Raw genomic sequence first — 12,000 nt, 5'->3', positions numbered from 1 at the left:
ACGGATTGCTGTACGATGAGGGGCGTTATTGGCAGACCGCGAGCCCACCAGGATGAACCATGAATCACGATGAATCTGTTTTGCTGGCCGTCGACGACGTTTGCAAAGACTATCCCGACGGGAACGTACACGCCCTCGATCACGTCAGCTTTGAAATCCACTCCGGCGAATACGTCGCGATCATGGGGCCGAGTGGCAGTGGCAAATCCACGCTCCTGAGCATTCTCGGAACGCTCGATCGCCCGACCTCGGGAAAAGTGATCTTTGAGGGAAAGGTCGTTGATTCATCCACCGATCTCGACGAACTGCGATCACGCTCGATCGGTTTTATCTTTCAATCGTTCTACCTGCTGCCAACACTCACGGCGTTGGAAAATGTTCAGGTGCCGATGTTCGGACGCGGAATGACCGGGGCACAGCGAATCGAAAAGGCTCGCGAATTAATCAACGCGGTCGGAATGAACGATCGCGCCAAACACTTGCCCAAACAACTGTCCGTCGGTCAGCGGCAACGAATCGCGATCGCCCGTTCCTTGGCCAATGATCCACGTCTGCTGTTAGCGGACGAACCGACAGGGAACCTCGATACGGTCACTGCCGCGGGTATTTTGGATCTGTTCAACGAACTGCACGACGACCGCAAGATGACTCTCGTCACCGTCACGCACAGCGAAGAGGTCGCCTTGGCAGCCCAACGCGTTTTACGTGTTCGCGACGGTCGAATCGAATCCGACGAGAGAAACAAAACGTTGCAGACTTCGTAGCGATCGACCGTTAGTTCGCCGCGACCTTTTCTGTGTCGGCCTTTTCTGCATCAGCTTCGTTCGCTTCCCGTTGTGATTGCATCAATTCCTGGATCACGCCGGTGTAACCTTTGGTAATGTGAGCCCGCTCTCGAAACTCATCATCCTGCATCAGTTCACGATGCAATTTACTGAGTTGGTACCCCGGAACGGACGGAAATAGATGGTGCTCGAGGTGGTAGTTCACCCCGTACGGAGCGATCAACATCCGCTCAATTAGGTTCGGCAGGACCGTTCGCGTGTCGTTTAATTCGTGGTCACCTCGCGTGCCGAGGTGCTCGGCGGTTGCCCGAATGCGGTTAATCAAATTCAACAACGTCATACCGGCGAACATGTAAACGCCGATCAGGATCAATGTTGTCCGGGCATCGACCTTCAGTGCGATCGCAAAGAAACCATAGACGCATACCGTCGAGAGCACGTAGAGCACGCGACAGCGTGGCGGAAAATCGGGCGAACGAAAGTTATTCCACGGTGCCCAGTGTTTATACAAAATCCAACCACGCAAAAAATTCATTCCGAACACGCTGCGAAACAGGGTCCAGAACAAACCCAAACGGGTCTTGGGCCATTCGAACCACTCGTGTTCTTCTTCCTGCGCCGCGAGATCCTGGTCTTCCTCGGTGTTCGTGTATCGGTGATGACGGAAGTGAGTTTTCCGGTACAGAGTCGTGCTCATCCCGATCGGGAAGGCAACAAACAAATCCGAAACCACGTCGTTTACCAACCGGTTTTTGTAAAGCAAATAGTGGGCACCGTCATGCATCAAAACGCCAAACGCCTGCATACGGCTCGCCAGCACCACCATCGCACCGAGGTAGACCGCCCAATGGTTAACTCGAGCCGCGATGATCATCGTCCCGATCATGATTGCCCACTGCAATCCGATGTAAAGGGTCGAACGAACTCCACTGACCTGGGAAAGTGATCGGACCAACTCGACATGACGCTTTCGTGAAAAACGGTCCAGCTGGCGTTTCGGTTCCGCGTCCGTCGGATTGTTTTGAGATGCAGCCTCCTGCAGAATCTGATCGACGGTTCTCATCGGATAGGCTTCGGCTAGTCTGAAAGGTCGTAAACGTTGGTCACGAACAGTCTACTCCGTCGATTCTACCGTGCTGACAGGAAAATGCTCTTCCACGACGGCATGAAATTCTGCCGCCGTCGAAACCTTGGCGACGTGAGTACGAAAATGCCGAGCCCCCCGTTTGCCCTGGGCATAACAACATGCGTATTTTCGCATGAGAATCGTTGCTTTTTCCTCGCCAAATCGATCCACCACGAGGCGATAGTGATGCAACATCACGTCGCGCTGTTCTTCCAAAGTCGGCTCCGGCGGAACGGGTTCACCGCGGAGGGCCGCCGCAGCCTGGGCGAACAACCATGGCCGTCCCAAACAGGCTCGGGCGATCATCACGGCGTCGACATTGTATTGTTCAAACGCCGCCACCACCTTTTCAGCACTGTCGAGGTCACCGTTTCCGATCAACGGGATGTTCTTCAAGTGAGCCTTGATCTCGCTGATCCGGTCCCAATCCGCGTTACCGCGAAACATGTCCGCAGCGGTGCGTCCGTGAACGGTCAATGCGGCGGCGCCGGCCTCCTCGACCACCTTGGCGATCTCGTTGCAATTGACGTTGTTCGGATGGCAGCCCAGTCGGATCTTTGCCGTTACCGGCGTCGGCGAACACGCACGTACCAGCCTGGAAATGATGGCATGCATCCGTTGCGGTTCACGCAACAGGTAACTCCCGCTGTGAGCCTTCTCGGTGACCTGCCGTACCGGACAGCCAAAATTGATATCGACCACACTGACCCGATACTCTTCGACAAGGCGTTTACCTACTTTCGCCATCGTCTCCGGGTCATTGTCCCAAATCTGAACCGCAAGAGGTCGCGGTTCATCACCGACGCCCCACAACCGATCCGGATGCTCCGCTTCGTTTTCATCCATCCATACGAACCCCCGAGCGTTCACCATCTCGGTTGCGAGCAGCCCGGCACCACCGAACTCACGCACGATTTGGCGAAACGCAGCGTTGGTGAACCCGGCCATCGGCGCCTGCAAGATAGGCGGGTCGATGATCAGGTCGCCAATTTTCAGTGGGGCGATAACAGTAGAAGGCATCGGATCTTTCAAGAATTAAACGGCTATTGATCGGCCGGCAAACGCCCGGTTTCGATCACCGGGAAGTCGCTCGTCAAACCTTCGACCATGAACGCGACCAAGTCGGCTTTTTCACCCTCGGTCAGCTTGAGCACTTTCATCTTATCGCTTAACCAAGGGTTTGGGTGACCTCCCTTGTCGTACCATTCCACAACCTCCTCGAGCGTCTTCTGACTGCCGTCATGCATGTACGGCCCCGAGTCGGCTACGTTCCGCATTGTTGGTGTCTTAAAGGCACCACGGTCTTTTTCCTCGTTGGTGACCACAAAACGTCCAAGGTCAGGATCTTCACTCTCCATACCGACGCCGAGGTTATGAAATTGTTCGTCGGTGAAATTTGCTCCGGCATGACAGGCGGTGCAGTTCGCTTTTCCGAACGTCAGCTCCATCCCTCGAATCGCCGACTCACTCATCGGATTCTTCGCAGCATCCTCCTTGAGCTTCGCATACTGTTCGGCGAGTTCCGGTTCCTCATCGAGATACTCCAGATCATCAGCGAACGTTCGCTCGAACGTCGCCAACGGAGCGTAGTAGTCGTACGGTGCAGGACCGGTAACGACAGACCGTTCAAACGTTGCGATGGCGCGACCGACGTTTTCGATCGTCAATCCGTCTTCGAAAACATGATCGAACTCGAGTTGATAGACAGGAATCGACGAAAGCGTTTGCACACAAACCTCATGGGTGTTCCCCATTTCGATCGGATTCGCGATCGGGCCGACCGCTTGTTCCTCGAGCGTTGCAGCGCGGCCGTCGTGGAATTGATGCCGGCTTAAAATGCGGTTGAACGACACCGGTGAATTCCGGTTTCCGGTTTGACCATCGACGCCGACCCCGAACTGCGTGTTCGCGCCCCAACCTTGCTCGGGCACGTGACACGATGCACAGGAGATCGTGTTGTCCGACGACAACCGCGTGTCGAAATAGAGCTGACGCCCGAGTTCGATCTTGGCCCGCGTCATCGGGTTATCTTCGGGGACGTAGATATTTCCCGTCGCCGCGTCGAGGCCACGTGGCAATCGCACATCCAGGATCGCGTGATTTGCAGGCTGGGCGAGCCATCTTTTTGCTTGCTCGAGTGTGAGCGGTCCGTCACCTGGAATTCCCGCCGTCAACGAGGGATCACCCAAACTGACCGTCGCGGTGGCCGGTCCACCCTGACTCGACTCGGCCGCCACGGCAACCACCGCTGACGAAGCACCGAGCACGAGTGAGCTGAACAGGACAACCCAACGAGATCTGAAAACGGAGGGGACGGAGCAATCAAAATTCAAGCGAGTCTTCATCACGGGTTCTGGTTCGAAATAGGGCGGGAACTACGAGGCAGGACGAGTCTCCTCAACGGAGATTCGCGAGCTCCCATTCTAAACCAATGGCACCGAATTGGCACGTGCTGAAACGAGAACCGACCTGTGAACACAGAGAATCGCTACCCGGGCAGAGTATCCTCGTCCGCGAAATCCTCCGGCATCATTCCGTCTTCGGAGAGCAGTTGCGACAGATCCGACTCATCGTCGTCGTCGAATCGTTGAACCTTCAAACCCGATCCGTCGCGTGGGCGAAAACTCATCGCATGCTTACCGTTCTTAGGCGGTTCGGGACTGCAGACGATCACCGTGATGTTGTCCTCGCCGCCCGCCGCGTTCGCCAACCCCACGAGGCGATGGCAGATCCCCCGGTGGTCACTACATCCCTCTGAAACGACACCCGCCAAAGTTTCCGTCGATAAATACCGGCTCAAACCATCGCTGCACAACAACACCATATCGCCTTCCACCAAATCGGTGCGTCTGACCTCGGCGATCAACTCCTGTTCGCCACTGCCACCGAGCACATTCCACAACACGTTGCTCCACCGACTCTGCTCCTCTTCCTCGGGCAACAGGCCCCCTGATTCGACCAATTGCCGTGCGAGCGTGTGGTCCGTGGTGATTTGCTCACAGTGCCCGTCGCGAATCAAATAACAACGGCTGTCCCCCGCATGAACAACGTACATCCGTGGCCAAACGATGTAAGCCAACGTCAACGTCGTTCCCATGCCTCGTTGAGTATCATCGCCCTCAGCTTCCGAGAGAATTCTCGCGTGAGCCTGGCGAAGCAAGTCCTTCAACGAATCGATGAAATCATCCTCATGATCCCGCTCCAGATGCAAAAACCAGTGCATCCGATTAAGCAGCTCGGTAATCAAATGATCCATCGCCACGCAACTGGCCCGTCGCCCGGCCGCGTGCCCACCCATCCCATCGGCCACGATCAACAATTGCCCGCGTGCACTGCCAAACAACGGAACGTCGTCATCGACCGGAAGACTGGTTGAATGTACCAACATCGACTTCCGCAACTCAGCGATCAGAAACTGATCCTGGTTCTCCGTACGACGACGGCCGATATCGGTAAGTCCACAGGCGTTTTTCGAGCACGACTCGGGAGAGGGTACGCTCATTGGTCTATCCTCTCTACGGAGGGGGCATGCAAGTCGCCTAAGTGTACTCCATCCAATCGAGCGGGTTCAGGTGGAATCAAGCTTCTTTCTGCCTAAAAATGCGATCAAAGTTGTACCAATCTCCCATCGCGAATCAAATTCGATAGGTCGCAAAGCGAATGAGAGCAAAATCAGATGAGGTTGCCGAAATCGCTACTTGCATCCCACTCAAGCGTCACATCGGCTAATAAAAAAGCGAGAACAAGATTGGACACCGCTCGGAACACCTCCGGCTCGGAACACCTCCAGAGATCTGCCGAGGAAACTGCCCTCTGCAAAACCCGCCGCGAACAGTACCGACCAAACCACCTCAAAGGACGCCGGCCGCACTCGGCCGCGGCATGAGAACACGTGACGGCAACCAACTCCGTTGCCACTCACGGCATCTGGCGATAACACTCGGCCAGATCGAACCTCCTAACCGCGATCAATACGATCCACTCGAAGTCCATACGATGACTCACACATCGGCGGTTCACGGCGGCGTCAACGGTTCGTTTCGCCGATTTGGACCAATTCGGGAGCCACCGCTTTGGTATCTGGATCCTGATAACGATTCGCGTCGAAATGCTTGGCGTAGGTTCCAAAATCGTTGAACGCGTACTTCTTAGCCCAACGATAAACAAAACTGCGTTCGGGAATCTCATCACCGGGCTGATATTGGCTTCGTCGCGGTGAAACGTTTTTCAATTCATCGATCACACCACCACGAACGGTCGTGTCTCGGGCGCCGTGTTTTTCGGCCAACTCAACGAGCAGATCGGGACGTTCCATGATGACACAACCGCGTGTTTGCCCCGCGGTCAACTCACGGAAATCTTTTAAGAACGCAGAGTTGTTGAACGTGTCTTTCAGCGGACGGTCGTCATGAATCGACTCCGTCGCCAATTGGATCACCGGACATGGCTCAATATCGCCCCACGGACCGACATGGTGCGTGAACCCGGTCACTGCCGGGCAAAGTGCGTTCCCGGCGTCATCGTGGTAGGCGTCGATGACAACGATCGGTTTCGTCGCCCGCGTGTCAACAACGAACTGCCGAACGCGGCGTTGCTCTTCACTCGAGAGCGCCAATTGCGGGTTCGGTTCGGGACCGACCGGTCGATAAATATGGAACCAGCAATACATGACTCCCATTTCGATCAGGCGATCGACCCATTTCTCGTTGACCAAGTCATCGATATTGGATTTGCAAACACTGGTACAAACGCCGACCAGCAACTTGTTCCGCACCGCTGCTTCGATCCCGGCCATCGTTTGATTCAGCACACCGCCACGACCTCGCCGAGTGTCGCTAATAATTTCACTGCCTTCGACGCTAATTAAGGGCGTCACATTGCCGCAGTCACGCAGTCGTTTTGCGACCTCATCGGTGATGAAATGGCCGTTGGTGAACACTTGAAAGTACACGTCGCGGTGCCTTTCAAAAAGCGTCAACAGATCCTTATGCATGAACGGCTCACCGCCGAGAATTCCGAAGAAACTATTGCCCATCTCTTTGGCTTGCTCGATCGTCCGAGTCGCCGCGTCGAGTTCAATCTTGTGCTGCTTGGCAGCAACATCGACCCAACAACCCTGGCAACGCAAGTTGCAACTGTTGATGACCGACATGTACAGGAATGGCGGGAAAAACTCGCCTTTTTTGAGCCGTCGTTTGTGACGGTGGACGCTCCGAAGTCCTTTGACGCCGAGCATCCAAACGGCTTTGGCGAGCAATCGCTTGTCCGTTTCTAGGGCGAACCGCCGAGCCATACGGAGATACATAAGCGTGAATATTTCCTTCGCGTGATAACGCACTGGGTGAAGACGACGGGAACGCTATCCTAGCAGAATCCGCCCTCAATTCGGATGACTTTATTCAATGAGTCAAATAGTTTCGCGTCCGCCCAAAACACTTTCGAATCGTCTCGGGAAACGCCACGGGTCTGCCGAAATGGCTACTATGTCTCCACGGGTCTCTTTACAATAACACCCCGATCCCGCCCCTCACCTCTCGCCCGTACTTAAAAAAAGAGCGAAACAACATGTCAAAGCCCACACAGAATCCTGATTCGCGAAACGCGAGTCGACTATCAATCGGCCGTCGTCGATTGCTGCAAGCCGCCGGTGCCGCGATGGCAACACCGTATTTTGCTTGGAACCCCCGAACGCTCGCCGACGAGACCACCAGCAAGAATGACCGAATGAGCATCGGTGTGATCGGTGCGGGCGGGATGGCGACAGGAAACATTAATTCAGCGAAACGATGGGTGGACGTCGTCGCCGTTGCCGACGTCGATTCAGGTCGTGCCAACGGATTCAACAAGAAATTCAGTGACGGCAAAGCCGACGTCTACACCGATTACCGAGCCATTCTCGACCGTGACGACATCGACGTCCTGCACATCGCCACACCTGATCACTGGCACACCAAACCGCTGATCGAAGCAATGCTCGCCGGGAAAGACGTGTACTGCGAAAAACCACTCACGTTGACGATTGACGAAGGCAAACTGATCCGCAAGGTTCAAAAAGAGACCGGGCGAATCGTCCAGGTCGGCACCCAACAACGCAGTACCTTCAACCTCTTCGCGAAAGCCATGGCAATCGTGAACGAAGGACGACTGGGCAAACTCCACCGCGTCCAAGCGGCCATCGGTGGCGCTCCAACCAGCCCTGAAATCCCGGTTGCCGAAGTCCCCACGAACCTCAACTGGGACCGCTGGCTCGGCCCGGCCCCTCACGTCGACTATCGTTATCTCAAGTCCGGCAGAGGCCGGGCAAACACCAACTGCCACTACGAATTCCGTTGGTGGTACGAGTATTCCGGCGGCAAACTGACTGACTGGGGTGCCCACCACGTCGACATCTGCAATTGGGCCCTGAAGCTCAACGGACAAACCGAAGGACCGCTCTCGATCAGCGGCAGCGCCACCCACCCGGTTGAATTCAAGGATGGAGTTCCGCAGCAAAACGACCGATACAATACTGCGACCGCGTTCAACTTCAGCGTGATGTACCCTGGCGACACCGAAATGATCATTCGGCATGACACCGACAACGGCGTTTTGCTCGAAGGCGACAAAGGCAGAATCTTCGTTAACCGCGGTAAATTGGTCGGAAAACCGGTCGACGACCTGAAAGACAACCCGTTGCCCGAAGACGCCATTTCGAAGGTGTACAAAGGCCTTCCGATGGAGCATAACGAGCGCACTCAGCACTGGGCCAACTTCCTGCATTGCTCACGCGAAGGGCTCGAGCCGATTTCGGACGTGCATTCGCACATGCAGATGCTCAACGTTTGCCACCTCGCTGGCATCTGCGCTCGCGTCGGCCGTGACCTGAAGTGGGACGATTCGTCCGAGCAAATCGTTGGCGACGAAGAAGCCAACTCGATGCTCGCGCGACCGTATCGCGACGGCTACGCCATCGAAATGGGCTAATTGCCTGCAAAGATCAAGCGGGGCTTCCGAAAAAACCTTATTTCGGTTACTCGGAAGCCCTTGCCTTGCACGGGGTGTGTCGAGTACGCTCTGCGATTCAATTTTTTGATGCCTCCCCCGAGAAAAGTTCCCACCGTGGCTGTTCAGCGAACCTACATGGCCAAACCCGGCGAAGTCGAAAAGCAATGGCATATCGTCGATGCTAGCGACGAAGTGCTGGGCCGATTGGCCAGCGACATCGCCGTCGTTTTGATGGGCAAACATCGCCCCGAATACACACCTCACGTCGATTGCGGTGATTTCGTCATCGTGACCAACGTTGATAAAATTGCGATGACCGGCAACAAAATGCAGGATCGTCACTACACCTGGTACACCGGATATCCCGGACTGCGGCTCGAAAGCTACCAGGACCGTCAAGACCGTAAACCCGAAGATCTTCTGCTGCACGCCGTTCGCCGCATGCTGCCTAAGAACAAATTGGCCCGCCATATGCTCGGCAAGCTGAAGATCTACGCCGGTCCTGACCACCCACATACCGCACAGCAACCAGTCGAATTGGCCCGTACGAGCAAGAAAGTCACGGCATGATCGCAGTAAAGAAAGACAAAATCACCGGCGATGCTCTGGGAACAGGCCGTCGGAAAAGCAGTGTCGCTCGGGTACGAATCCGAGCAGGCAGCGGAAACATCATCATCAATGGCAAGCCATTGAACGAGTATTTTGTAAACGACCAGGATCAACGTGCGATCGTCGAGACTTTGGAAGCAGCCGGTTTGGCTGACAAAGTCGACATGACCGTCCGCGTTTCCGGCGGTGGCATGACCGGGCAAAGCGGTGCAGTTCGCATGGGCTTGGCTCGAGCATTGTGCTCACACGACGAAGCCCTGCACGATCCAATGCGAGAAGGCAGCTTCCTGACGCGGGACTCCCGCATGAAGGAACGGAAAAAACCTGGTCTTCGTGGTGCCCGTCGCGGCGTCCAGTTCAGTAAACGATAACCAGGCCTTAGTCTTGAGCAAGAAAGAAGAAGCGTTCGAAGTCGAGGGGACCGTCACGCAGGCGCTCGCCAATACCCGATTTCGCGTTCAACTCGAAACCGGCAATGACGTGCTCGCACACGTCGCCGGTCGCATGCGTAAACACTTCATTCGGATTGTCCCTGGCGACAAAGTCCGCGTCGAACTGTCTCCCTACGACTTGACCAAAGGTCGAATCGTTTACCGGGAACGCTAGACACCTCGCTCTCGACCTGCGAAGTCGCCCCCTCAAGAAATCACTCTCACCTCAGGTAATCTCTCGTGGCTAAACCACACCACAAACTCAAGAAGGCGAACCACGGGCGACGCCCCGCTAGCGCCAAAGCCCGCAAAGCAAAACGAAAGAAGATCAAGACCTGATCTGCCGTGAAAAGCGAATTCATCATCCAGCCGAGCCTCCTCGACTTTGATAAACCGATTGCGGACATCGAAGACATTCGAAAGTTCAATCCGCAACGGCATGAAATGGAGCAATTGACCGCGATCCTCCACGAGGATCTCGAGTCGCACTCCTGCGCCGCGTACAAACAAATCACAGACAAAGAGTTCTGGGTTCGCGGCCATATGCCCGGCATGCCTCTCATGCCCGGTGTAATGATGCTCGAAGCCGTCGCGCAGCTCTCGAGCTACTACACCCAAAAACACGACCTGCTCGGCGCCGCCATGGTGGGTTTCGGAGGCGTTGACGAAGTCCGCTTTCGCGGGGTCGTAGTCCCAGGCGATCGCCTGATCCTGATGGTTCGCCTCGACAAAACACGCCGTGGCCGAATGATCGTCGCCAGTTTCCAAGGCGTCGTCGGCGAAAACCTCGTCCTAGAAGGCTGTCTACGCGGAATCCCAATTCCGATCGAAGCCGTCACTGGACAACTCGCAGGCGGTTCAAACGCCGCGAGCACGAAATAACTCTGGCCATTCGCGCGAGCTGACGGCGCGAACAAGCTGCGAATCCGCCGAGAAACTCTAGCAGCTAGAGAGCAGCCCGGTCGCCACAACGCGACATCGCACGGCCCAATCATGAGCTAGGTTTGAGCACCTTCTCCGGCCACTTCCTTGCTTCGTTCGCCTCATGACCCTCCTTATCGGCACATTCCGACGCAGCGACAAAACATCGCCAACGCGACACACCCGAACACTTCGACCCAAACTGCTTATCGCAGCAACATTCGGCACCTGCATACTCGCCGGAGCACCTTCGATGATCGGAATGATTCGAAAGGGCCGTGTTCGCTCGCTCGCAAAGGCCCTGCAAAGCGATCTCGAACTCGCCCGACGAACCGCCATGAACCGCGGCCATGACGTGTCAGTAGTCTTCGATTGGAACAGACGCACCTACCGCAGCCCTGACCTACCCGCTGACGCACACAACACGCCCACAGCGTCGACTGACGAACTGGAGCACCACGACCGCCTAGCGAACGCATTCAGCAACGACGTCATGCTAAGCGGGAACTTCCGAGACGAAACCGGGATCCTGTTCGACGCCAGTGGATCAATCCGAATGAAAGATCACGAGGGTGCGGCTCGATCCGTCGCAACAATCACGGTCCAATTAGATGGTTATCAAACCAAACTTCACATACGCCCTGGAATGAGCCTGGTCGAATGAGAAGAACGGTCAAAGCGAGCGAGACACTCACTGACCGCCAGAACCCACACCCCAAAGCACGCGGCACTGCTGCCGACCGAATCCCTACCAATCCCACTCGATTCGAACGCCCCCCCTCATTAGCAGCGACAGGACCAGAGCGATTCAAAGGCAAAGGACAGCCAGAACACGGCCCACTTTCTTGCAACGGGAGCTACAGCAAACGAGAAACATCCTAGTGCATCATCCAGTCTTAATTTGGGGGTAGAGCCGCGCGAGTTTGGTTCTTGCTTCGCCGATCTGCAATTGCCAGTCGACGCCCCGTTGCTTGTCGTTGATGGAGTCGGACCAGGCGGCGATTTCCTCCTGAAGTTCGTGTAGCTCTCCGATCCGACGCCCTGAAAGACACTGTCGCGTCATCGCGCTGAGTTCACATTCGGCAACATTCAGCCAACTACCATGCTTTGGAGTGAACACAAACTCGATTCGCTTCACGTAGGC

The 12,000-nt window shown here is 55.7% G+C and carries 13 protein-coding genes and 1 pseudogene; 8 read left to right on the top strand and 6 right to left on the bottom strand.

Annotated elements, in window-relative coordinates; all coding sequences use genetic code 11:
* Nucleotides 1-59: 59 nt before the first annotated feature.
* Nucleotides 60-764 (top strand): ABC transporter ATP-binding protein, encoded by a 705-nt coding sequence (locus FHS27_RS28455; protein ID WP_009094588.1) that lies wholly within the window; start codon nt 60-62, stop codon nt 762-764.
* Between the two features lie 10 nt (nt 765-774).
* Here FHS27_RS28455 and FHS27_RS28450 read toward each other — a convergent pair whose 3' ends face one another.
* The 5 genes from FHS27_RS28450 to FHS27_RS28430 all read right to left on the bottom strand — a co-directional run bounded on the left by FHS27_RS28450 (nt 775) and on the right by FHS27_RS28430 (nt 7,204).
* Complete coding sequence (locus FHS27_RS28450; protein WP_184309439.1) at nt 775-1,848, bottom strand: fatty acid desaturase family protein; 1,074 nt, start codon at nt 1,846-1,848, stop codon at nt 775-777.
* Between the two features lie 51 nt (nt 1,849-1,899).
* Nucleotides 1,900-2,931: a tRNA dihydrouridine synthase DusB gene (dusB, locus tag FHS27_RS28445; protein ID WP_044251394.1), complete on the bottom strand. Its 1,032-nt coding sequence runs from the start codon at nt 2,929-2,931 to the stop codon at nt 1,900-1,902.
* A 23-nt stretch (nt 2,932-2,954) separates the two neighbouring features.
* Entirely contained in the window at nt 2,955-4,259 is a 1,305-nt protein-coding gene (locus FHS27_RS28440; RefSeq protein WP_184309437.1) for a cytochrome-c peroxidase, read from the bottom strand.
* Nucleotides 4,260-4,399: 140 nt separating this feature from the next.
* Entirely contained in the window at nt 4,400-5,413 is a 1,014-nt protein-coding gene (locus FHS27_RS28435) for a PP2C family protein-serine/threonine phosphatase (RefSeq protein WP_184309435.1), read from the bottom strand.
* Between the two features lie 525 nt (nt 5,414-5,938).
* A complete protein-coding gene (locus FHS27_RS28430; RefSeq protein ID WP_184309494.1) occupies nt 5,939-7,204 on the bottom strand; it encodes a radical SAM protein in 1,266 nt (421 codons plus the stop codon).
* A 272-nt stretch (nt 7,205-7,476) separates the two neighbouring features.
* Here FHS27_RS28430 and FHS27_RS28425 point away from each other — a divergent pair, with 272 nt between their 5' ends.
* The 7 genes from FHS27_RS28425 (at nt 7,477) to FHS27_RS28400 (ending at nt 11,520) form a co-directional block, all read left to right on the top strand.
* The gene (locus FHS27_RS28425; RefSeq protein ID WP_184309433.1) at nt 7,477-8,874 is read left to right on the top strand and encodes a Gfo/Idh/MocA family protein; all 1,398 of its coding nucleotides are present in this window, start codon (nt 7,477-7,479) and stop codon (nt 8,872-8,874) included.
* 135 nt (nt 8,875-9,009) lie between these two features.
* A complete protein-coding gene (rplM, locus tag FHS27_RS28420) occupies nt 9,010-9,465 on the top strand; it encodes a 50S ribosomal protein L13 (RefSeq protein ID WP_009094580.1) in 456 nt (151 codons plus the stop codon).
* Nucleotides 9,462-9,875, top strand: a complete 414-nt coding sequence (gene rpsI, locus FHS27_RS28415; RefSeq protein WP_184309431.1) for a 30S ribosomal protein S9 — start codon at nt 9,462-9,464, stop codon at nt 9,873-9,875. Before rplM ends, rpsI begins: the two co-directional genes overlap by 4 nt.
* Nucleotides 9,876-9,888: 13 nt before the next feature.
* The gene (gene infA / locus FHS27_RS28410) at nt 9,889-10,110 is read left to right on the top strand and encodes a translation initiation factor IF-1 (protein ID WP_008681989.1); all 222 of its coding nucleotides are present in this window, start codon (nt 9,889-9,891) and stop codon (nt 10,108-10,110) included.
* A 65-nt stretch (nt 10,111-10,175) separates the two neighbouring features.
* Nucleotides 10,176-10,274: a 50S ribosomal protein bL37 gene (locus FHS27_RS31745; protein ID WP_372894368.1), complete on the top strand. Its 99-nt coding sequence runs from the start codon at nt 10,176-10,178 to the stop codon at nt 10,272-10,274.
* 6 nt (nt 10,275-10,280) lie between these two features.
* Nucleotides 10,281-10,817 carry a 3-hydroxyacyl-ACP dehydratase FabZ family protein gene (locus FHS27_RS28405; RefSeq protein WP_184309429.1) on the top strand — a complete coding sequence of 179 codons (537 nt, stop codon included), beginning with the start codon at nt 10,281-10,283 and terminating at the stop codon, nt 10,815-10,817.
* Nucleotides 10,818-10,980: 163 nt separating this feature from the next.
* Nucleotides 10,981-11,520, top strand: coding sequence for a GspH/FimT family pseudopilin (locus FHS27_RS28400; protein WP_184309427.1), 540 nt, complete (start codon nt 10,981-10,983; stop codon nt 11,518-11,520).
* Between the two features lie 222 nt (nt 11,521-11,742).
* Here the strand turns inward: FHS27_RS28400 and FHS27_RS28395 are convergent.
* Nucleotides 11,743-12,000 (bottom strand): annotated as a pseudogene (locus FHS27_RS28395) (IS630 family transposase); the annotation flags it as partial.

This window comes from Aporhodopirellula rubra, assembly GCF_014192335.1.
Classification (GTDB): Bacteria; Planctomycetota; Planctomycetia; order Pirellulales; family Pirellulaceae; genus Rhodopirellula; species Rhodopirellula rubra.
Note: the sequence above shows the minus strand (reverse complement) of the source record. Positions and strands in the feature narration are given on the sequence as shown.

Coding starts and splice junctions, on each gene's coding strand:
- FHS27_RS28430 (WP_184309494.1), bottom strand. CDS start 7,204: ATGGCTCGGCGGTTCGCCCTAGAAACGGACAAGCGATTGCTCGCCAAA.
- dusB (WP_044251394.1), bottom strand. CDS start 2,931: ATGCCTTCTACTGTTATCGCCCCACTGAAAATTGGCGACCTGATCATC.
- FHS27_RS28425 (WP_184309433.1), top strand. CDS start 7,477: ATGTCAAAGCCCACACAGAATCCTGATTCGCGAAACGCGAGTCGACTA.
- FHS27_RS28455 (WP_009094588.1), top strand. CDS start 60: ATGAATCACGATGAATCTGTTTTGCTGGCCGTCGACGACGTTTGCAAA.
- FHS27_RS28400 (WP_184309427.1), top strand. CDS start 10,981: ATGACCCTCCTTATCGGCACATTCCGACGCAGCGACAAAACATCGCCA.
- FHS27_RS28450 (WP_184309439.1), bottom strand. CDS start 1,848: ATGAGAACCGTCGATCAGATTCTGCAGGAGGCTGCATCTCAAAACAAT.
- rpsI (WP_184309431.1), top strand. CDS start 9,462: ATGATCGCAGTAAAGAAAGACAAAATCACCGGCGATGCTCTGGGAACA.
- FHS27_RS28435 (WP_184309435.1), bottom strand. CDS start 5,413: ATGAGCGTACCCTCTCCCGAGTCGTGCTCGAAAAACGCCTGTGGACTT.